21 protein-coding genes and 2 tRNA genes are annotated in these 22,062 nt (G+C 37.7%); 6 read left to right on the top strand and 17 right to left on the bottom strand.

What is annotated here, in order from left to right:
- Positions 1 to 47: 47 nt before the first annotated feature.
- The 11 genes from HMPREF9456_RS04755 to HMPREF9456_RS04705 form a co-directional block, all read right to left on the bottom strand.
- The gene (locus HMPREF9456_RS04755) at positions 48 to 569 is read right to left on the bottom strand and encodes a lipocalin family protein (protein WP_006842332.1); all 522 of its coding nucleotides are present in this window, start codon (positions 567 to 569) and stop codon (positions 48 to 50) included.
- A 342-nt stretch (positions 570 to 911) separates the two neighbouring features.
- Positions 912 to 1,781: a restriction endonuclease gene (locus HMPREF9456_RS04750; RefSeq protein ID WP_006842331.1), complete on the bottom strand. Its 870-nt coding sequence runs from the start codon at positions 1,779 to 1,781 to the stop codon at positions 912 to 914.
- A gap of 329 nt (positions 1,782 to 2,110) precedes the next feature.
- Positions 2,111 to 2,194: transfer RNA gene (locus HMPREF9456_RS04745), tRNA-Leu, on the bottom strand.
- Positions 2,195 to 2,202: 8 nt separating this feature from the next.
- Positions 2,203 to 2,275: transfer RNA gene (locus tag HMPREF9456_RS04740), tRNA-Gly, on the bottom strand.
- Between the two features lie 105 nt (positions 2,276 to 2,380).
- A complete protein-coding gene (locus HMPREF9456_RS04735) occupies positions 2,381 to 2,866 on the bottom strand; it encodes a Rieske (2Fe-2S) protein (RefSeq protein WP_006842329.1) in 486 nt (161 codons plus the stop codon).
- A 30-nt stretch (positions 2,867 to 2,896) separates the two neighbouring features.
- A complete protein-coding gene (queG, locus tag HMPREF9456_RS04730) occupies positions 2,897 to 3,832 on the bottom strand; it encodes a tRNA epoxyqueuosine(34) reductase QueG (RefSeq protein ID WP_006842328.1) in 936 nt (311 codons plus the stop codon).
- Position 3,833: 1 nt separating this feature from the next.
- Positions 3,834 to 4,424 (bottom strand): hypothetical protein, encoded by a 591-nt coding sequence (locus tag HMPREF9456_RS04725; RefSeq protein WP_006842327.1) that lies wholly within the window; start codon positions 4,422 to 4,424, stop codon positions 3,834 to 3,836.
- Between the two features lie 192 nt (positions 4,425 to 4,616).
- Positions 4,617 to 5,522, bottom strand: a complete 906-nt coding sequence (locus tag HMPREF9456_RS04720) for a glycosyltransferase (protein WP_006842326.1) — start codon at positions 5,520 to 5,522, stop codon at positions 4,617 to 4,619.
- 1 nt (position 5,523) lies between these two features.
- Positions 5,524 to 8,049 (bottom strand): YfhO family protein, encoded by a 2,526-nt coding sequence (locus tag HMPREF9456_RS04715; RefSeq protein ID WP_006842325.1) that lies wholly within the window; start codon positions 8,047 to 8,049, stop codon positions 5,524 to 5,526.
- Position 8,050: 1 nt separating this feature from the next.
- Positions 8,051 to 8,974, bottom strand: coding sequence for a class I SAM-dependent methyltransferase (locus HMPREF9456_RS04710; protein ID WP_006842324.1), 924 nt, complete (start codon positions 8,972 to 8,974; stop codon positions 8,051 to 8,053).
- 5 nt (positions 8,975 to 8,979) lie between these two features.
- Positions 8,980 to 9,666: an HAD family hydrolase gene (locus HMPREF9456_RS04705; protein WP_245530990.1), complete on the bottom strand. Its 687-nt coding sequence runs from the start codon at positions 9,664 to 9,666 to the stop codon at positions 8,980 to 8,982.
- A 147-nt stretch (positions 9,667 to 9,813) separates the two neighbouring features.
- On the opposite strand from HMPREF9456_RS04705, the gene HMPREF9456_RS04700 reads away from it, so the two are divergent.
- Positions 9,814 to 10,416 carry a nitroreductase family protein gene (locus tag HMPREF9456_RS04700; protein WP_006842322.1) on the top strand — a complete coding sequence of 201 codons (603 nt, stop codon included), beginning with the start codon at positions 9,814 to 9,816 and terminating at the stop codon, positions 10,414 to 10,416.
- An 84-nt stretch (positions 10,417 to 10,500) separates the two neighbouring features.
- On the opposite strand, the gene HMPREF9456_RS04695 is transcribed toward HMPREF9456_RS04700, so the two are convergent.
- The 6 genes from HMPREF9456_RS04695 to HMPREF9456_RS04670 form a co-directional block, all read right to left on the bottom strand.
- Positions 10,501 to 11,883 (bottom strand): tyrosine phenol-lyase, encoded by a 1,383-nt coding sequence (locus HMPREF9456_RS04695; RefSeq protein WP_006842321.1) that lies wholly within the window; start codon positions 11,881 to 11,883, stop codon positions 10,501 to 10,503.
- A 159-nt stretch (positions 11,884 to 12,042) separates the two neighbouring features.
- Positions 12,043 to 12,654, bottom strand: a complete 612-nt coding sequence (locus tag HMPREF9456_RS04690) for a hypothetical protein (RefSeq protein WP_006842320.1) — start codon at positions 12,652 to 12,654, stop codon at positions 12,043 to 12,045.
- Positions 12,641 to 13,144, bottom strand: coding sequence for an RNA polymerase sigma factor (locus HMPREF9456_RS04685; protein ID WP_006842319.1), 504 nt, complete (start codon positions 13,142 to 13,144; stop codon positions 12,641 to 12,643). Before HMPREF9456_RS04685 ends, HMPREF9456_RS04690 begins: the two co-directional genes overlap by 14 nt.
- A 130-nt stretch (positions 13,145 to 13,274) precedes the next feature.
- Positions 13,275 to 15,317 carry a methionine--tRNA ligase gene (gene metG / locus HMPREF9456_RS04680; protein WP_006842318.1) on the bottom strand — a complete coding sequence of 681 codons (2,043 nt, stop codon included), beginning with the start codon at positions 15,315 to 15,317 and terminating at the stop codon, positions 13,275 to 13,277.
- Positions 15,318 to 15,530: 213 nt separating this feature from the next.
- Positions 15,531 to 16,334 (bottom strand): LytR/AlgR family response regulator transcription factor, encoded by an 804-nt coding sequence (locus HMPREF9456_RS04675; protein ID WP_245530989.1) that lies wholly within the window; start codon positions 16,332 to 16,334, stop codon positions 15,531 to 15,533.
- A 40-nt stretch (positions 16,335 to 16,374) separates the two neighbouring features.
- Positions 16,375 to 17,196, bottom strand: coding sequence for a LiaF transmembrane domain-containing protein (locus tag HMPREF9456_RS04670; protein WP_006842316.1), 822 nt, complete (start codon positions 17,194 to 17,196; stop codon positions 16,375 to 16,377).
- A gap of 280 nt (positions 17,197 to 17,476) precedes the next feature.
- On the opposite strand from HMPREF9456_RS04670, the gene eco reads away from it, so the two are divergent.
- From eco to HMPREF9456_RS04645, 5 genes are all read left to right on the top strand, one after another.
- The gene (gene eco, locus HMPREF9456_RS04665; RefSeq protein WP_245530988.1) at positions 17,477 to 17,971 is read left to right on the top strand and encodes a serine protease inhibitor ecotin; all 495 of its coding nucleotides are present in this window, start codon (positions 17,477 to 17,479) and stop codon (positions 17,969 to 17,971) included.
- Positions 17,972 to 18,144: 173 nt separating this feature from the next.
- Positions 18,145 to 19,416 carry a serine--tRNA ligase gene (serS, locus tag HMPREF9456_RS04660; RefSeq protein ID WP_006842314.1) on the top strand — a complete coding sequence of 424 codons (1,272 nt, stop codon included), beginning with the start codon at positions 18,145 to 18,147 and terminating at the stop codon, positions 19,414 to 19,416.
- Between the two features lie 99 nt (positions 19,417 to 19,515).
- Positions 19,516 to 20,034 carry an SPOR domain-containing protein gene (locus HMPREF9456_RS04655; protein WP_006842313.1) on the top strand — a complete coding sequence of 173 codons (519 nt, stop codon included), beginning with the start codon at positions 19,516 to 19,518 and terminating at the stop codon, positions 20,032 to 20,034.
- A gap of 167 nt (positions 20,035 to 20,201) precedes the next feature.
- On the top strand, positions 20,202 to 21,002 hold the full coding sequence (locus HMPREF9456_RS04650; RefSeq protein ID WP_006842312.1) for a hypothetical protein: 801 nt from the start codon (positions 20,202 to 20,204) through the stop codon (positions 21,000 to 21,002).
- A 24-nt stretch (positions 21,003 to 21,026) separates the two neighbouring features.
- On the top strand, positions 21,027 to 21,785 hold the full coding sequence (locus HMPREF9456_RS04645) for an MBL fold metallo-hydrolase (protein WP_006842311.1): 759 nt from the start codon (positions 21,027 to 21,029) through the stop codon (positions 21,783 to 21,785).
- The last annotated feature ends 277 nt before the right edge of the window (positions 21,786 to 22,062 follow it).

Below are 22,062 nucleotides of genomic sequence, written 5' to 3'. Positions count from 1 at the left end.
GATGGATCAAGATCCATCGCTTCTTTTTTATATAATGTTTTCTATGCTCAATCGTGATTTACCCAAACCAACTTATCAATATCAAAATCTAGTTTTTTAGCCAAATCAAGATAGTTATTTTTCACATCATCGGGAATCGTTTTAGTTCGTGAAAGAATCCACATATATTTTTTGTTTTTGCCCACAACAAGCGCATATTTATAATCCTTATCCAAAGCAATTATATTATACGAACCATAAAACGGACGGAAGAAAGAAACCTTAAGCCTGCCTTCATCTTTGGGACCAACAAATTTAGCTATTCCTTTTGCCGATTTCCAAGTATCCTTGATGTAATCATGCCCTTGATTTAGCACCCCTACTGTTTGGTTTTCATTCAAGGTGTATTCAGCAGTAGTGTTATCTAAATTTCGTTCAAAGCGAAAATCGAACCGGGCTATTTCATACCACCGTCCCATATACTTTTCAACTTCAAAATTTTTGACAGCTGTTGCGTTTTTAGGAATACCTGTACACGATGCAAATAAACTAATCATAATGATTGCAATAAACGGAAATTTGAGATTCATAATTCATACTTATAACCTATCTATAAAAACAACCGATATACAATAATTGTTTTTTAAAGAGAAATGTTAATCCGTAGTATATTTAGATGATACAAGTTAATATTGTACTTTTTATATGTAGTGCTTCTATTATATATCATTGATAAAGATATAAATAATTCATATTTATACACAAAAGCTTTACTTGTCAGATTTAGTACAATGTAGGCTCTAACGGTGAATTAGCGGTTGTTAAGCTATCAGTGGTTTTCAATCAGAGTGATGTTAGAACAACAATAAGGTATCTTGGCTTGCGAAAAGAAGAACTAATAGAAACTTATAATTTATTGATTTTTTTTGAAATTAGATTTTCAAAAACCATTCTTCTTTTATCTCAACAGCTTCAATGAGCTGAATATCTACGCCTAATTTTAACTCCTTCAACTTATCACAAAGAAGCTCGCCATCAATTAAATCAATTGGAGGAGCGCCATCTCTTGTAGCTTCTTTGATAGCTTCTCTTGTAAAATGTCCGGTAGTAATAAAAAGTCCTTTGTCTGCACGCCCTTGCATTGCACCTCTGAAATCCCTTATCTGACTTGGAGAAACAGATCCTTTATATCTTTTACATTGGAAAATAACATGAAAACTTAGTAAACCACTCATTCTAAGAATACCTTTCCCATCAATCCCTCCATCTCCTGATTTTCCCGTCACTTCCACTTGAACAAATCCACTTTCACGAAGTAATCTTTGAGTAAGTCGCTCAAATGCAGATGGAGTAATATTATATAGAACTGTTAATAATTTATCTTTCCATCTTTCTGAACTATTAACCTCTAATGTGACCTCTTGTTCTACTTCTTGATTTTGTATATCTTTAGATATTGATTTTTCTTGCTCTCTTACTTTTCTAACAATTTCAGTATAATTGAGATTCTTTATATCTATATCTGATTTTGATAAAGCCCATACTCCATGAGCAGAATTCTCTATTAATCCGAATTTTTTCAGATATGTTCTACTCCATGCAAGCCTATAATCAACTTCACTTCTTCCATCCTCACCATGAGATATTTGTAGAATATCATCTGAGAGGTTTGCTATTTCATAAACCTTATTATTAATTTCGTCAATAGATCCTGAGCCACCTAATTCAACAAGAGCTTTTACAGTTGGTATAATCAATTCATCAAAAGATGGTAAATTGGTATTTTTTCTTTTTCGAGCCATATCTTAAATTGCAATAATATTCAAAGGAAGTGAATATTTTTAATTTGACCTTGTAGATAGAGCAAAAATGTTAATTTTGTATTTAAGTAAATAAGATTTAGATGGATATGAAATTGAAAGATGACCGTGAAAGATTATCTGTCATAATAATAGAAATAATACTAAGTAGAATAAAAAGTATACTTAAAATGAGGAATACACATTTAACTATTTTTCCTTTATGATTAATAATCTAGATCTCAAAACAACAAAACATCTAAGTACATCTTTAGTACACCCCAAATAAAACAAAAACCCCTAATAATCAAACGATTAATAGGGGCTTACTGTACTCGGAGCGGGACTTGAACCCGCACAACCGTAATGGTCACAAGATTTTAAGTCTTGCGTGTCTACCATTCCACCATCCGAGCAGCCTATGAGCGAAAGACGGGATTCGAACCCGCGACCCCGACCTTGGCAAGGTCGTGCTCTACCAACTGAGCTACTTTCGCAATTACTGCTATATTCAAGGCTATAATTCCAACATTTTGGAAGCCTTTTCCGTTTAGCGAGTGCAAATGTAAAAAATGTTTTCCTTTCTACAAAGTTTATCAGGATTAATTTCTACGTGTAATTTGAAAAATTCCATCTCCTGTATTAGAAAATCGAGCATAGTAGGTCTGAAGATTATCTTTAGCCGGTCCCGACTTTACATTTCCCAAACCATTAAATATCTCAAAGACACTACCGCAATGAGAACACTTTACAGTTCCATCACTCTGTGGCACAACTTTTATCGGTCGTTGTTTTTCGTAGGGGCAACAAAGATCGTATGCATACAATTGATATACACTGCTAGTTATAGGTACAGCACTACAAACAATAAGCAGTCCTGAGTATCCAATCATATCCGTAGCCAGCCTTGGTTGAGTAAATGTCACAATATTGCCGGGTGTTCGCAGGTTCTTGTCCGGAGATTTTATCAAGTTGACTTCAAATCTTACGGGTTCAATAGGAATAGTATTTAAACTTTCATCACTTCCGCAAGAGAAAGTTACAAACACCAACACAGCTATCAACACTATATATTTTATCTTTTTCATCTTTTATAGAACGTTTTCAACGACTTAATATTATTTCATATTCTGCCTCAATGCTTCCAGATTTCTTTTCAGCCCGGTGAATTTAGCACGCTTCACCGCCGAACCCTTAAATATCTTCTGGTAGTCTTCAACCGACAGCTTATCGAGGCGGTCAAAAGACAGGTCTAGAAAAGCCTGAGAGGGGTTAAACTCCTCCGTCTGATGCGGCTGCGAATATCTGTTCCAAGGACAAACCTGCTGGCAAATATCACAGCCATAAAAACGATTATTCATTTTCGGGATTACCTGTTCATCAATCTCGCCACGATTTTCTATCGTCTGATACGAAATACACTTACTCGCATTCACCACTCTCGGCTTTACAATGGCCGCTGTAGGACATGCATCGAGGCAGCGAGTACAGTTTCCACACGATAAATCCAATGGAGTGTCATACGTCAGCTCAAGATTGATAATCAATTCGCCCAGAAAGAAATAAGAACCCTTCTTCGGGATGATCAGCAATGAATTTTTTCCGATAAATCCCAACCCGGCTTTGGCTGCCCAATAACGTTCTAAGATTGGTGCTGTATCAACAAAAGCCCGCCCTTCGGTCGTTGGCTCTAAGCTCTTAATGTAGTCTAGCAATGTTTGTAGCTTACTCTTCACCACATCGTGATAGTCTTTGCCATAGGCGTAATAAGCAAATTGAGGATTTTCTTGCGGTTGCTTTGTCTCGGGATAATAGTTTAATGCAACACTGATAACCGAACGGGAACCTTCAACCAATAAAGTAGGGTCGCATCGTTTCTCTGTATTTCTTGCCATATAATCCATATCGGCATGATATGAATCACTAATCCAATCTTTAAAATGCTGTTGTTCCTCTACCTCTATCGGTTCAGCCTTACAAATCCCGCAAGCATCAAACCCCAGACTATATGCATAATCTTTTATTTGTCGGGAAATATCTTGAGTTGCCAACATTTTACTTCTGATATCTATCAACTCGCTTCAGCCCAAGATATTCATCCACAGTAGGATCTACGTATATTTCCTCTTTTGTATTCTTATTTCTGAATACAACAAAGTCATGATCTTTAAACCACCCGCTCTTAGCATCTTTAGTCATGTTGTTTCCAAAGAGGTACAGCTTCCCTTTCTTAGGCTTAGCCTCCCACTCCTTATCCATTCCAAACCTCTTTATAAGGTAAGCTCCTACAGCAGATGTAAAAGCAGCATAGCCGGTATAATTCGCCTCTGTGGCAACAAATAGCTTCTGCGGATCACTCTCCTGAGCATCGGAAGAAAAATCCAATACTTTTGTAGTTATCTCCTGAGATAAATCGATAATCTGCTCAATGCTTATAGTAGCATCTAAAGCCTCATCGTTGGGTAGACTCTGATTGATGAATGTAACCAGATCTCCTTCTTTTATATCATAAGATTTACGGCTTCCGCCATCTTCATATTTTACAGCCATGCGATAGATGTTTCCTCTAAACAAAAAGAGTAACACGACAACAACCGCAATAGCGGCAACAACTTTCAATAAATTACTATTAGTCTTCTTTTTCATATTTTAATCACTAAAAAGTGACAATGTCACATAAAATTAAGAACCTAAAGAACAACACATTACAAGCAGAAGGTGACAAAAGTGACACTTTTCAGATCATTTTTATTTGTTACCTTTTTTTGTCATGCATCATCCTCTTTAATAGATAAAAGTACAATTATTTTATTATATATGAGGTCTATACAGAAAAATCTACTTCCCCAGCAGCCCTTTACTTACATACCATCTGAATTGTATCAGCTTCCAACCCTTGTCGGGAGATAGCCTCAACGTATAGGTAAAAAACAAGACAATAGAGCCCGCCCATTTTTTACATTCGGCGAAGATTCTGTTTTGGTAGGTCTTGGGTGATATCGATTTAGTACGAATACGTTCGCTTTTTCCGATAGAATAAGTTAGTTCTCTGAAGTGAGATTCTGTAAGTTTTTTTTCGGGTATATAATGATGAATACCCATTTGTGGGAGGTAATAAAATTTCTCACCACCTCTTGTCAGTCTGTCATAAAGGTCTTTCTCTTCAGCACCGATCAGCCCTGTTCCCTTGCGACCCAATTCTACATTAAACAGTCCGTATTTATCAAATACTTGTTTTCTGAAAGCTGAATTTCCACCTCCGGGATATTTACCGTTGTTGAAAGGTTTTATCTTATCTCCTTCGTACAGGGCTCCACCGATAAGCTGCTCGGTATAATGAGAGAGCCACTTCGGCTTTTCAATCTCATATACAGGCACAATAGGCCCGCCACATGCCGACACGGTGGGATGGGATTCGAAGAATGATTTTATGGACGAAAGATAGAAATCAAACGCAGTAGCATCATCATCTACAAAAACAAGGACATCGCCCCTACTCTCCTGCACACCTCTGTTGCGTGCATACGAAAGTCCCTGTTGCGTTTCAAGAAAATATCGAAAATTAACTCCCGGATAATCGTATCGAAACTGCTTACAAATACTTTCTGTAGAATCTGTACTGTTATTATTTACCATAACTATTTCATAGTCGTGATATGGAATATTCTGCTGCGAAATACTTTTCAACGCATTGTACAGATATTTCTCTCTATTGTATGTACAGAAAATAACAGATAGTTTCATTTTATTTTTCCTTTCTCTTCAAAACAAAAGGTCTTATAACTATGCCGATCAACAGCAAGACTAGTATTGCCGAAGAGGCTGTTGCCACATGGCGGCTATTGTAATATCCTTGAGGCTCAAACTTGAAAACAATTTCATGCTCTCCTGCCGGCACACGCATTGCCCGCAATGTCCAGTCGGCACGGAAATGAGGCACTTCCTTTCCATCAACATAAGCCTGCCAACCGTTCGAGAAATAAATCTCAGAAAGCACGGCTAATTGCTCTGACGCAGCTTTGGTTTTATAAGTCAGTACATCCGGTTTATATGATACAAGTTCTATTGTAGCTGTAGAGTCGGGGGTAATTTTCAATCCCGACAGTTCACTTTCGAAACGCTTATCCACAACGGCTGTTGTGTGCGGATCTAAAGCATTGATTGCTGCTATTTCTTCGTCAGCATTATTTACCAACTTATATTCATTTACAAACCAAGCATTACCCATCGCATTCGGATTTACCAATGGTGGTTGCTCAGGGTGATATATTACGTATTTTGCATTCAACATATTCAGTGCTTTCGTTTTGTTAAACGATGCCATGATTGTATCTATATTTTGAGAACTGAATGTGCCGATGATCTGATTAACTTCACCATCCAGACGATTATCGATCAATTCCTGATAACGTTTTAGTTTGGCTGCATGATAGCCTCCAATAGATTTATGATAATAAGAAGTCGTTGTTTCGGCAAACGGGTTATTCAGATTCAAAACCCTGTAGGAAGGATGTTGATCTTTCAAGATAGTCTGATCGGCTACCGACGGAGAAAACGTTTCTGTTTTGTAGGTACTTTTAGCCACAAAATTATTCTCATTCAAATAGCGTTTATCAATCCCCCACAAATCGATCAAGACTAAAACGGCAAGTCCCAGCGAACCATAAATTGTCATTTTCTTTGCGGCAACCTTCGTCCGAAGAGAGAAATATAAGATTGCTGCGCCCAATAAAACAAACACCAAAGAGCGTAAAGCATCGGACGACATCAGGTCTTGACGATCGGCTAGCAACGCATTATAATACCATTCAGGAACCTGCGCTTTCCATTGCGCATCTGCTCCCGAAGTGAAATTGAAGAATGCTCCCGGCGCTATCCAAAGGATAAGGCAGATACCACCAACTACGCCTAACGATATATAAAGTGCTTTTTTTAGTTTCTTTTTATCTATTTCTCCCGAGAAAAATTCTTTTATCCCCCACACGGCAACCATAACAATAGTGAGTGCCGGTACTACCAAAGCCGTAGACACCGCCCTGAATTTACTATAGAGCGGGAAGTGATAGAAAAACCAGTCGTTGAACCATTCCAGATTTTTACCCCACGCCAGCAATATGAAAAAGATAGTAGCCACAAGCAAACCCCATTTTACATTGCTTCTGATAATGATCATACCCAACAGGAACAAGAAACAAACGATTGCTCCCAGATATACAGTTCCCTGAGTAAACGGCTGGTCGCCCCAATACTGAGGAATGCGTGACACCTGATTGGCAAATTCGGCAGGAATTTCTCCCGATTGCACTTTCTGAGTCAACACTTTAATACTTTGAGCATCTTTGTCATAAGGTTTCGATTCTCCCCCGTACAGATTAGGAACAAGGAATGTGAATGTTTCGGCTTTCCCATAGCTCCATCCAAAAGCATAATCTTTGTCAAGTCCTGACGATTGTTTTTCCGACTCGGACTTAGGCGAAGTCAGCTCAGACTTTCCACGGGTACTTTCTCGTGCCATTTCCATATTGCCGTATATATTCCCCAAATTAGCCAACACAGCCAAAGCCACAGCGATAATCATCGCACCGCACGACATAAGGAATGTTTTATAATTCTTTTTTGAGAGAACCTCAACCGCATATGTAATGAAGAGTATAACACTGAGTAAACCTGTATAATAAGTTACCTGCAAGTGATTACTTTTTATTTGTAAAGCCAGCCCCAAACCGACCAACACACTACCAAGCAGAATTTTATTCTTGAACAACGACATAAAGCCTGCCACTATCAGCGGCATGTATGCCAGCGCCCATGCTTTAGTCACGTGCCCGGCGTTGAGTATAACAACATTGTAAGATGACAGCGAATAAGCAACAGCTCCCAAAATAGCAACTGCCGGACTGAATCCCATCAAGCAAAACAAGATATAAGCCATGAGCATACCTACAAAAACAGGTCCCGCTGTGGTGTTACCCAATGCTTTCACAGGAGCTTCGAGATAGTCAAGAAAATTTGGACTGCCTCCATGCACACCTATCTGATACGCAGGCATACCAGAAAACATCGAGCCTGTCCATGCCGAAGTCTTACCCTCATTATAGTAATAGTCACTAATTTCCTTTGCTGAACCCTGATATTGTGTTACATCGTGCTGCGACAACACTTTACCTTGCAACATAGGGCTAAAATATGCCATTGTTATAAATAAAAATGCAACCACCGCAATTATATGTGGCAACAACATCTTCACCAAAGACTGCTCTTTTTTTATCATCTTATTTTGTGTTTGTTATTTTCTTCTTTAATATATAAATCAACGAACTACTGCCATTTTTATTCCTCAAAGTACGTAAGAAATAAACTCCGCCCCGAATCAATCCTCGCAAACTGGCAAACGAGTGTCCCATATTTTTCTCACTCAGCATAGATATATAGAAAGCATCGAAATACATCGGTTTCACTTCTATAATTTCGAACTGATGCCTGTTTGCAATGCGCTGAAAATCGGAGGAAGAGAAATGCCATAGATGGCGGGGCACATCGTAGGCAGCCCAATATTCTTTATAGTATCTTGCATCAAACGATTCTTTATTGGGCAAGGCTATAACGAGAGTTCCGTCATCTTTCAATATTTTTTGGAGATAGTCCAGCACACTGTTTAGATGCTCGAGATGCTCCAATACATGCCACATCGTAATCACATCTTTTGTCTGGCACGGAATCTCATAAAGATATTCGGAATCCTGACAATCTATCCCAAATTTTTGTTTTGCATACTTTCTGGCTGATGCTGATTTCTCTATGCCTGTTACAATCCATTTCAGTTCTTTCATCCGATTTAGGAAGTAACCGGTTCCTGAACCTATATCAAGCAGCATCCCTTTTTTACTGCCCGCATACTTGGTAATTAGCTTCGACTTCGATTTCAAAGCTATCTTACGAGCCAGATGGTACAGACTGTTTATTATTCCCCGATTTGTATCCGAGTGTGAAATATATTCAGGTGCTTCGTAGTATTTTCCGATTTCATTTTCGACAGGAAAATCCTGAGTAAAAGCAAAACCACATACATTACATTTATTGATTTCAAAGACTTCCTGTGTTGTAAGATAATCTTTACAGGATAGAAAAGGGTCAATTCCACGACTTCCGCAGACAGGACAAATTACAGTATGAACTTTCTTTATAGAGCTCTCCATTTTATTTATAATACAAATTGCGTTCTATCTACTTCGTCAAAATTTTTAATTATCTGGCAATCCGACCAGTCTGTATAATCGTCATCATTTGAGTTTACGACAATTATTTTTCCGGCTTTTGCATTTCGTGCAGACTGCAATCCGGCTACAGCATCTTCAAATATAATGACATCCTCAGGTTGCTTGCCTATAATAGCCAAAGCATTCTGATATATCTGAGGATCGGGCTTTCCTTTTATCTTTCCGTTGTTATAAACAACCTTATCGTATTCGAACCATCGGGTAATAGGAAGATGCTCGAAATAAAAATCGAGATTCTCTTTCCCTGAGGCAGTGGCAATAGTAAATGGTATTTTATTCTCTTTCAAGAAATCCAGGAAGTCAGCAACTCCGGGTGCTAATTGCATATCGGTTTGCAAACATAGATCCTGATACAGGCCCTCTTTTTCAAGAACATACTTTTGAATTTCAACGTCAGACAAAGGCTTATTAAATAATTCTACAAGTAAATCCTTATTATTTTTACCGTGCATCTTCTTAAACTTGTCCTTATCGGATAAAAACAAACCATGTTTAGTCAGAAATATATCCCATGCTTTATTATGCAGCTTAGTATCCCAAAATAATGTTCCGTTAAAATCAAATATTACTCCCGAAAAAAGCATCATACCATTTGTTAAGAATTCAGCCACAAATGTACGAAATACTTAGATATATAGATATTTGAAGAGATAACTATTATTATTTTTATACAAATCACTAAAACATTTGCTTTAACTTTGACGTTAGAGTAACAAAGCTAACTATAGTATTTAGACACGAATTAAATAAAGTAAACAATGAAAAAGAATCTTAAAGAAGCAATAGAAGGTCGTAGAACATATTACGCTATCAATGACAAGAGCCCTATTTCAGATGATCAGATAAAAGAAATTATAGACTTCGCAGTTTTGCATGTTCCATCATCATTCAACTCACAATCGACAAGAGTAGTTCTATTATTGAATGACAATCACAAGAAACTATGGGATATCGTAAAATCAGTATTAAAGAAGCTTGTTTCGCCTGAAGCTTTTCCTGCTACAGAAGCGAAGATAGACGGTGCCTTTGCTTCAGGACACGGAACAATACTTTTTTATGAAGATACAGATGTTGTAAAAGGCTTGCAAGACGCATTTCCTGCATACAGCGAAAACTTCCCAGTGTGGTCTCAGCATACATCGGCAATGCACCAGTTTGCAATCTGGACAATGCTCGAAGAAGCTGGATTAGGCGCATCGCTGCAACATTACAATCCGATAATTGATGAAGAAGTAGCAAAAGCATTCAACATCAGCCCTAAATGGAAACTGATAGCTCAAATGCCATTTGGCACACCAACAAGCGAAGCAGGTCCAAAAGAGTTCCAACCACTAGAAAGCAGAGTAGTAGTATTTAAATAAAAAGAATAAATTCATTCTTTATCGAACAGAGGGAGCGGCAAAAACCGCTCCCTTTGTTTATGACTTAAGATCGAAATCGGTTTATTATAATTCCTCAAATCGCCCTTGGAAGAAACGGAGGAATTTAGGTTCGTACACCATCTTCAAGCCCCGGGCTTTATCCCGATCTTTAAACATCTCTATGATACTCCAAGCTGCCACATCGAAATGAGCCTGTGTATATACCCGACGAGGAACAGTCAATCTCACCAACTCCAGCTCCGGATAATAGTGATCACCCGTCTGCTTATTCCTTCCTGCCGATACAATTCCTCGCTCCATGCCTCTCACTCCTGATTCGATATAAATATCTGCAGCTAGTTTCTGCGCAGGAAATTGATCTTGTGGTATATGTGAGTAAAATTTCTTCGCATCAATAAATACACCGTGTCCTCCGATAGGCAACACAATTGGTATACCTGCATCATGCAGAAGATTACCGAAATATTCAACCTGACGAACACGTGAGGCTATCATATCATCCTGTACGGCTTCGATCAGCCCCTGAGCCATCGCTTCCATATCTCTTCCGGCAAGACCTCCGTATGTTGGCATTCCTTCGTATACAACGATCAGGCTTCGTAAATCATCGTAAAGATCAGGATCGTTACACATAACTAATCCGCCGATATTTACATACAAATCTTTTTTGGCACTGACTGTTGCAGCATCGCTATAAGAGCAAAATTCACGATTTATATCCTCTACACTGCGATTTTTGTAACCCTCCTCGCGCTGTTGGATAAAATACGCATTCTCTATATTGCGTGTAGCATCCAATACAACCTTGATACCATGCTTGTGAGACAATTCCGATACAGCTTTCATGTTCGCCATACTTACAGGCTGTCCTCCCGCCATATTCACAGGGGCACCAACAGTGATATAAGCTATATTTTTTGCGCCTTTTTCGTTAATCAGCCTTTCATATTTTTCGAGATCTATATTTCCCTTGAAAAGATGTGTAGACTGACTTTTGTGCGCCTCATCGATAATCACATCCACAAATGTTCCTCCTGCAATCTCCTGATGCTGACGTGTAGTCGTAAAATACATATTACCGGCTACATATTGTCCCGGAGTAATCATACATTTGCTTAGTAAGTTTTCGGCTCCACGACCTTGATGAGTAGGCAGAATATATTTGTAACCGTAATATTTTTTACATACTTCTTCCAAATAGTAGAAACTGCGACTACCGGCATAAGCCTCATCTCCGATCATCATTCTCGACCATTGCATATCACTCATCGCATTTGTACCGCTATCCGTCAACAAATCGATATAGACATCATCGGCATGGAGTAAAAAAGTATTCCATCCGGCTTCTTTCATACATTTCAAACGATGCTCCCTTGTTGTGGTTTTCAGGGGTTCTACTACTTTGATGCGATAGGGTTCTGCCCATGGTTTTTTTGAGAATGCCATATTCGTAGATTTTTGGTTAAAAAATTATTTATCGAAAAAAGAATAAAGCAAGGTTAACTAACTATTTGACAAATCAAACAGCACTACACTACAAATATAAAATAAAAACATCGAAAAGAAAACAGAATCAGACCTTATTTACTTACAAAATAACAGACATTAATCTTGTTCACAAAGTTGAGCATACATCTCTTGAAGGCTCTTCAATATTTTCTTTTTATATAGGCTTACATTCCTCATAGCCAAGAAAGAAGAGAAAGAACCACTAATAAAAACAATAAGAAAACCAGGAAAGAACGCTTCATTCGTAACAACATCAAGAAAAGACCTGTTTATTGAATATACGAAAAAAGACAGATAGCATGGTAGAATCATCAAGATCGCAAGAAAGTAACGAACCGGATACATCTTCTGCGATTTGGACATCTCATTTATCCGATACCTTAACCAATCTCTTAGAGGAAGACTCATCGTATTATAATTCATCTTATAATGCGATCGGATGCCCGATACAACAAAGACACCAACGACAAAGCATAGCACCATATTGTTTATTAGGTAGTAGGTATCATTCGCTCTCTTTATTCCGCTATATATCAATAACACAAAAAGGGTAACCCCTACCAATATGGAAATATAATTGATAAAAGAATGTTTTCTCATCGCTTTGGCAACCTTCTTCTCAAGCAGGTTTTTGAGGTCTTCAACAGACTGAGTCTCTATATTAGTACTTCCTTTATGCCATATATTTTGTAATTCATCCCTTTTCATAACCCATCTTGATTAAATTGTGCTTCAAAACATTTTTCGCTCGGTTTATCCTAGTCCCTACATTGGATTTACTTATACCTATGATTTCTGAAATTTCTTCATAGCTTTTCTCCTCCAAATAAAGCAGTATAATAGATTTGTCGATATCATTCAAATTATAAATAGCCGTCAACAGCATACCCATATCTTCATCCACAGCCCATTGCTTAGCCATATCTACACAAGCCTCATCGGGCAATTCTTCCCGGTATTGCATCCGGGAATCTTTTCTAATTCGTGATATAGAAGTGTTGATAGATATTGAGTATATCCACGACACAACGGTCTCTCTATTTCGTAAAGATGCGTATGCTTTCCACATCTGATAAACAATTTCCTGAAAATTATCTTTCCGCTCATCTTCATGCCTAAAGTAGATAAGACTCACCTTATGCAGAATGGATTGATATTTTTCCAGCATTTGTAGAAAGTTCTCTCTCAGATCATCCATATCATTATTGTCCTTTTACTATATAGTAGAAGTTACTTGAATTTTATTACAAGAAAATTATTTTTTGTATAAATAAAAAAACCGACACACCTATTAAGGTATATCGGTCTATATAGAATATACTATTTCTTTATCCTATCTGACAACCCGGTTCTACATCTTTAGAAGGTGTGATAAGCGATAAATTACCGCCCCCATCTTCTACAGAAAGAATCATCCCTTGCGACTCTATTCCTTTTAGTTTCCGTGGTTCGAGATTTGCAATAAAACACACCTGCTTGCCTACTAGATCTTCAGGCTTGTACCAAGCTGCTATTCCCGAAATAATGGTGCGTTTGCCCATGCCATCATCAATTAAGAATTGTAGCAATTTATCAGCTTTAGGTACTTTTATACACTCCAAAACTGTTCCTACACGAAGGTCGAGCTTCGAGAAATCGTCAAAAGCAACGTTTGGTTTCTGCGGAGCAACTTTTACTTCCACGGCCTGTTCATTTGCTTTTTTAGTATCCAAAAGTTTCTGGATTTGTTTTTCTATCGTTTCATCTTCTATTTTAGAGAACAGTAATTCCGACTCATTCAACGGATGCCCTACAGGCAGCAGATCAATGCGTCCTAGTTGATCCCATGTCAGGTTATCAACATTTATAAACCGGCGTATCTTTTTCACGCTGAATGGCAAGAACGGCTCGAAAGCGATTGCGAGATTGGCTGTAATCTGTAGAGATATATTCAATATTGTTTCTACACGTGCCATATCCGTTTTAACGACTTTCCAAGGCTCTGTATCTGCCAGATATTTGTTACCGATACGTGCCAAGTTCATGGCTTCTTTAAGTGCATCGCGGAAACGGTATGTATCGAGATAAGATTCGACTACAGCCTTTACATCTGCAAACTCTTTAAGGGTTTCCTTGTCATAGTCTGTCAGTTCATTCAGCTGCGGTACTTTATTCTCAAAATATTTTTGGGTAAGTACTAATGCACGATTGATAAAGTTCCCCAGAATAGCTACAAGCTCATTGTTGTTACGAGCCTGAAAATCTTTCCACATAAAATCATTATCCTTCGTTTCGGGAGCATTAGCCGTGAGTACATAACGAAGTATATCTTGTTGTCCCGGAAAATCTTCGAGATATTCGTGCAACCACACAGCCCAGTTTCGAGAAGTAGATATTTTATCTCCCTCCAGATTCAGGAATTCATTTGCAGGAACATTTTCAGGTAAAATAAAAGAACCCTCAGCCTTCAACATGGCAGGAAAAACGATACAGTGGAAAACAATATTATCTTTTCCGATAAAGTGTACCAATTTCGTATCTTCCGATTTCCACCATTTCTCCCAGCTATCCGGCAGCAATTCTATTGTGTTAGAAATATATCCGATAGGCGCATCGAACCACACATAAAGCACTTTCCCTTTTGCGTCGGGCAGTGGAATGGGCACACCCCAATCGAGGTCGCGGCTTACGGCACGAGGCTGTAACCCCATATCCAGCCATGACTTACACTGTCCGTAGACATTCGATTTCCATTCTTTATGATCTTCGAGTATCCACTGACGAAGCCACGACTCGTGCTTGTCAAGAGGCAGATACCAGTGTTTTGTTTCACGCATCACAGGGGTAGAACCTGATATTGTAGAGCGGGGATTTTTCAGATCAGTAGGGCTAAGCGATGTTCCGCACGACTCACACTGGTCTCCGTAAGCATTCGGATTGCCACAGTGAGGGCATTCGCCCATAATATAACGGTCGGCGAGAAACATCTGAGCTTCTGCATCATAATATTGCTCACTTGTTTTTTCTTCAAACGCTCCCTTATTATGCAACGTAAGGAAAAAGTCAGAAGCTGTTTTTTTATGAATATCAGAGCTTGTACGGGAATAAATATCGAAAGCTATTCCGAAATCTTCAAAAGACTTCTTGATAATTCCATGATACTTATCAACAATATCCTGAGGTGTAACTCCCTCTTTCTTTGCTCGGATGGTGATAGGCACACCATGCTCATCAGAACCACCTATGTGTATTACATCTTCACCTTTAAGCCTAAGGTAGCGCACGTAAATATCGGCAGGAATATAAACTCCGGCAAGATGTCCGATATGTACAGGACCATTGGCATAAGGAAGGGCCGATGTAACAAGGGTTCTGTTGTATTTCTTGGTCATATATAGTAAGTTATTTTATATTTAGTTCCCGTAAGATGCATTTTCGTGGTGCAAAGATAGGAACTTAGGGACAAAAAATACAGTCCTTTATGATTTTTGTTTGGGGTTTTGTTTTATGATCAAAAACTCCGCTTTACTCATTTTACTCTGTGGTAAAAAAAGAAGCGGAGATTACTTTCATTAAAATTGAAACCCTTAACCTTATTAACAACCTTACAAACCCAGCGTTTGCTTTAAGAGCCTATACCCATTCATACTAATCCTCACCTGCGAACCATCTTTGAGCTTTAGCAGTTGGCTTTGTTTATTATATAATTCTATTTGCGCTATAAAATCAACATTCACGATACTGGAGCGATGTACACGCACAAATTTAGTGGAAGGCAATAGGCTTTCGAAGGACTTCATCGTTTGCTCTTTCAGGAATTTACCTTTATCCGAGTATATCATTACATAATCTCCCTCTGCCTGTATATAAATTATATTGGAGACGGGGATTACCTCTATTCTTTGCCCATTTTTTACAGCCACACGCTCCAATTCTTCATTTGGTTTTATTTCTTCAGTCACGTGATTCTCTACATTATCATCTTCTGCAATGGAAAACTCATCCGTATTTTCGTCTGAACTCTGTACATTAGACTTATATATATTATTATAAAAAAGTATTGCAGACACATATACCAGCAAGCTTAAAACAATCCGAGTTGTAGAGATCGGCAACAAGCCAATCCATTCCTCTTGAGCGAAAAGTGTATACAGAGCCAAAAGATCTGCTCCCAACCAGAAAAACACAAATAATATACCCAATGCCGTATAATTAACCACCTGTTGCTTAAAAGGCAAAGTAGCAAAGCGAGTATATTTTACAATCTCATACAATAAGAACAAAAGAATAGACAAAACAATCCCCGATACACAAGCGTCAGCCCACAATACAGGCAAGGAGACCATCGCCAAAGGCTTCATACAGCCGTATATAATAGCAGTAGTCAGCAATGCTATAAAAATGTACATTATAATTATCAAGCGACTCTTCATCCTAAAGGCTATCTGTTTAATTTCGGATTTCTATATTGCCAAATATACTATTTGCCTCCATTATAACCCGTGCGCCTTTTTCATTCTCTAAAGCTTCATCTTTATATAAACGTCTGTCTTGGAAAGCACCTAAGACAGTAGAACTATCCACCTTTAATGTCCATTCTGACGGGATATATACAACCAAGCTGCCAAATATCGCATTCAATTCTAAGTATGCTATATTTTCACCCAGCTGAGCCTTACGCAAATCTAAGATCAACTCTCCGAAAATCACATTTGCCTCTCCTCCTTTAAAATTCTGAGATAATATGATCTGCTCAGAACCTCCGAAAATCATATTCTTTTCGAAAAAGTCGGACTTATTATGTATTGCCTGAGCAGACTCGTGCCACTCATCAGTCTCTGCATTATATACTTTATTCCATCGCTCCCTTTTTTTATTATCAGAAGATCTCAACCAGTTTAACACTAAAACTGTACCCACTGTTATCGGGATTATTGGCCAGTATGTTCTGAAATCGATATCAAGATCCATGAAAATAGCCGGAAATGCAGAACTCAATTTGGGATAAATAAAAAATAATCCAAAACCAATTGCCAAAAGCCCCTGCCCTAATTTTCGTTTTACAACAAGAGACCATACCCCAACTCCGATCAACAACATCTGCCACGATATAAATATCGGTCTTAAAACATCGGGAAGAATTCCCATATTAAAGATTAAGAAAAAGCCTCCGACTAGAATTAGTAAAACGGCAAAACCGATACCGTCTTTATTTGATTTATCTCTTCTGGCTCTTTTAAAAAAATGTCTATCTTCTAAATTTCGTCTCATAATAAACTTATTTAATGTTATGATGTAAAATTAATCCGACCGCCATATATAAACAAGGAATAATCGATGAACGAATTCTATTTCCCGACAAACGAAAGATAAAAACTTGCAAATAAAAGAATCGGATATGAACCTTTAGTACAGGCACTTGTTATATTCGAATATAAAAGTAGAGATTTAACACCAAACAAGTATCTTAAACCTTTATCTTTTTGCTTAGTCATAATAATTGCAAAACAATATTAGAAACAAATTAAATATAAACAACTAAAACAATAACATGATGAAACGAACTACATTCGCAGCGTTAACACTACTTATGATGAGCCTGTGCTTATCTTTTGCTTCGGTAGCAAATGCACAAAGCAAACAAGAAAGAGCCAAAATACTAGAACCCTATCCGGCAGCAAAAGACGGAATGGAGAGACATGTGATTTATCTAAGTAAAAAGTCGGATGAATCTAAATTCAAGATAGAAATAGTTCCCGGAAAAGTAATGAGCGTAGATTGCAATGTGCATACGCTGATGGGTAAATTGGAAGAAAAGGATTTACAGGGATGGGGATATACTTATTACAAATTTACATCTGATGGAAAAACAGCCTCTACAATGATGGCATGTAATAAACCAAACGAAAACAGATTTGTATCAAGTCAGTCTCTTATTGTAAGATACAACAGCAAACTACCTATAGTGGTATACGCTCCGCAAGGTTATGAGATTAAATACCGAGTTTGGAAAGCCGGCAAAGACCAAAACTCTGAAATAAAATAAGATTGTTGATAATCGTCAAAACAGAGAGACAAGTCGATTTCGACCTGTCTCTTTTTTATAAAGGTTGTTATCGTCTTTTGTTACTTCCTAAAACAAATAAAACTTGTATAGGTATATAAATAACATTTTCTTAAAATATTTATAACTTTGCAACATAAACAAAAATCAGACTTATGTTAACGCTGAAAACAATTAGTGAGAATCCTGAGCTAGTGATTAAAAAGCTGGCTAAAAAACATTTCGATGCAAAAGAAATAATCGAAAAGGTATTGGAAATAGACCAGACAAGAAAGAAAACACAAACTTCTTTGGATGCTTGTTTGTCAGAATCCAATAATCTATCGAAACACATAGGACAACTAATGAAAGAAGGCAATAAGGCCGAAGCTGAGATTGCAAAAAACAGAGTAGCTGAAATAAAAGGACAAAGTAAAGTTCTCGAAGAAACACTTCGCCAAGCAGAACAAGATCTACAAGAATTGCTTGTTCTTATACCAAACCTTCCATCGGACGAAGTTCCTGAAGGAAGAGTAGCCGAAGACAATGTTGTAGAAAAGACCGGAGGCATCATACCTGAACTGGGAGAAGATGCGCTTCCACATTGGGACTTAGCTAAAAAATATGATCTTATCGATTTCGAACTTGGCGTAAAGATTACAGGGGCGGGATTTCCGGTATATAAAGGAAAAGGAGCACGCCTGCAACGTGCTTTAATAAACTATTTCCTTGACAAAGCTCGTGAATCCGGATATCTGGAAGTACAACCACCTTATGTAGTAAATGCTGCTTCGGGTTATGGTACAGGTCAGTTGCCGGATAAGGAAGGACAGATGTATCATGCTACACTGGATGATTTGTATCTGATACCTACAGCCGAAGTTCCTGTAACAAATATATATCGTGACGTTATTCTCGAAGAAAAAGACCTTCCGATTATGAATACGGCATATTCTGCTTGTTTCCGTCGTGAAGCCGGTTCTTATGGAAAAGATGTTCGTGGATTGAATCGTTTACACCAGTTCGACAAGGTTGAAATTGTTCGTATCGACAAGCCTGAGCACTCTTACGAATCTTTGAAGGAAATGGTTGCGCATGTTCAGTCACTCGTTGATGAGCTTGAGCTACCTTGGCGCATACTTCGTCTATGTGGAGGGGATATGAGTTTCACTTCTGCCCTTACATTTGACTTTGAGGTATTCTCGGCAGCACAAAAACGTTGGCTCGAAGTAAGCTCGGTATCCAATTTCGAAAGCTATCAGGCAAACCGTCTGAAATGCCGCTATCGGGATGCAGACAAAAAGATACAGCTGGCTCATACACTGAACGGCAGTGCATTAGCTTTACCCCGCATTGTTGCAGCATTGTTAGAAAACAATCAGACCGATGCAGGCATTCGCATACCGAAAGTATTGGTGCCATATACTGGTTTTGAATTTATTAATTAAAGTGAAAATCATACTATTTGCCACAAAAAAGCGTTATACTAAATGGTAATGTATTATTTTTGCGTCAAATGCTGAATCTAACATATTAAAATAAAGGATATGAATAAAAAATTAATTGGAATTGGATTAGCTCTGGCTTTCCTTATTGCATTTGGATCTTGTAAACCTAAACAAAGTGCATATAAGTCGGTATATGAAGCTGCGAAAGAAAGAGAAATGGAAGAAAACACAGTGTCTTCGACTCCTGTTTCGAAACCAGCGACTACGACTCCTAGCTACAGTAGCGAAACCGTTAGAAAAGAAAAAGTTACCCCGGTATACGAAAGTGATGCGAATGGGTTGAAAGCTTACAGTGTAGTTGTTGCCGCAATGGCAATGAAACCCGGAGCTGAATCTTTGAAAGAAAGATTTGGAAACGACGGTTACAATATAATATTGGTTCGCAACGATCAGGGAATGTACCGTGTAATTATAGCAAGTTACGACTCGAAGGAACAAGCTGTAGCTAAAAAGAATGAAATCCTCGAAAAATACCATGCAATGGGAGATGTATCTACTCTAAAAAGCAAATACGGAATTCCATTCAACGATTGGTGGATATTACAGAGAGAATACTAAACGAATATAAGAGGAGAGCCTTAACAGCTCTCCTTTTTTCATGTTTATAACTAAAGCCAATGCCATTTGAACACCCTTACTTTTAACCTTTAGAGTATTAATTGAACGTCTTTTTTTATATCTTTGTATAGTGATATAGATAATATTTACTAAACGAACACATAAGAATGAAGATAATTTGCACAACTTTACTACTATCGGTTATTATACTTGTATCCTCCTGTGGATCACAGGAAAAATCTATTGCCAAATTTTATCGGGAGGCAAACAGTCAGATGAAAGGAGAAAGTTTCTTAATCGAAGAAGGCAAAAACACTTCGAATAAAGAGACAAAAAGTAATAGCGAATCAATAAACTATACGGCCGAATCGGCTTATATGGCTCAGGTAAAAGCTACCTATGAACATTATAAAGTAAATTATGATGATTCGGAGTATGCAAATGGAGATGTATATTTGGAAGCTGCAAAACGCAGACAGGCTCTTATAGATCAATGTCCCGATTGTCCGAAGAAGACATCTGTTGTAGTGCCGGTAGCATCACCGTCTAATGCTCAAGCACAAGCAGGACAAACAAGCGAAACATTGGTTGGAGAACCCGAAAGTTCAGACTTTTTTGCGCATTTACTCGATAGTGAGAAGAAAACGCTCAAAACAGAAGGATTATCTTACTTAAATAAAGAAGATAAAGCAAAACTAAAAAAATACAGTGTAGTAATAGCTTCATTGACGAATAAATACAACGGATCAGAACACCTAAAAAAAACATTAGGGGTGAAAGAATCTTTAATTGTAGTAAAAAACACTTCCGGTATATATTATGTTATTATTGGAACGTATGATTCCGAACAGGAAGCTATGAATAAAATAAAGACCGTGGAAGAACAGTATAATGCTCGAAAATCTTCTGCACAATTATTGAAAACATACGGAATTCCATTAACGGATCTGTGGATTCTACGAAAATAGTGTAAACTAAGATATTTGATAAGGATGAAAATAAAGTTCTTAGGAACAGGAACATCCACAGGAGTCCCTGAGATTGGCTGCAAATGTGAGGTATGCACCTCTAATAATATAAAAGACAGACGCCTGCGAGCGTCTGTTTTATTGAATATAGGAGATAAGAGAATTCTTATCGATTGTGGTCCTGATTTCCGGGAGCAAATTATGTATGAAGAGTTTGCGCACATTCATGGAGTATTGCTCACCCACGAACATTATGACCATGTGGGCGGATTAGACGATTTACGTCCTTTCTGTAGATTCGACGATGTAGATATATACTCGAACGCTATTACCTTAGATGCGCTAAAAATAAGAATCCCCTACTCTTTCAGGGAGCATCGCTACCCCGGAGTTCCCACGTTCAGGCTTCACGAAGTTAGCCATGAAGCATCTTTTAGTATAGGGGATATTGAAATACAACCTATAAAAATCATGCACCACATGCTGCCTATTTTAGGTTACCGAATCAACAACTTCGCTTACCTCACTGATGTAAAGCATATCCCTGAAGAAGAATACAATAAATTAAAAGACTTGGACACCTTAGTTATTAGTTCTCTACGTATCGAAAAGCATATCTCTCATCTAAATCTAGTAGAAGCTTTGGAAGAGATAAAGAAAATATCTCCTAAAAAAGCTTATCTGACACACATGTCTCACCAAATGGGATTACATGATAAGATACAAGCAGTATTGCCGCCAAATGTATACTTATCGTACGACGGGCTTGAAATCAACATATAATGCAAGGTATACAACGGAGATTAATAGTATAATAGACTCCGTTAGATTTATTCTTATTCTTGAACAGGATATTACTTAACGAGGACATTAAAAACATATAAACGTATATCGAAGCATATATTTAAGAACTTTTTCATTTAACAGCCATCTATTTTAAATATTTTATTATATTTAGAAAATATTTTAGCTTAACGTGTAAAATAAATACTGAAGGAAAACTTTGGAATTATTTATATATCAGTAACCCATATACAATCAAATGAATACCGAGTTAATA

The sequence above is a fragment of the Dysgonomonas mossii DSM 22836 genome (genome assembly GCF_000213575.1).
GTDB lineage: Bacteria > Bacteroidota > Bacteroidia > Bacteroidales > Dysgonomonadaceae > Dysgonomonas > Dysgonomonas mossii.
Note: the sequence above shows the minus strand (reverse complement) of the source record. Positions and strands in the feature narration are given on the sequence as shown.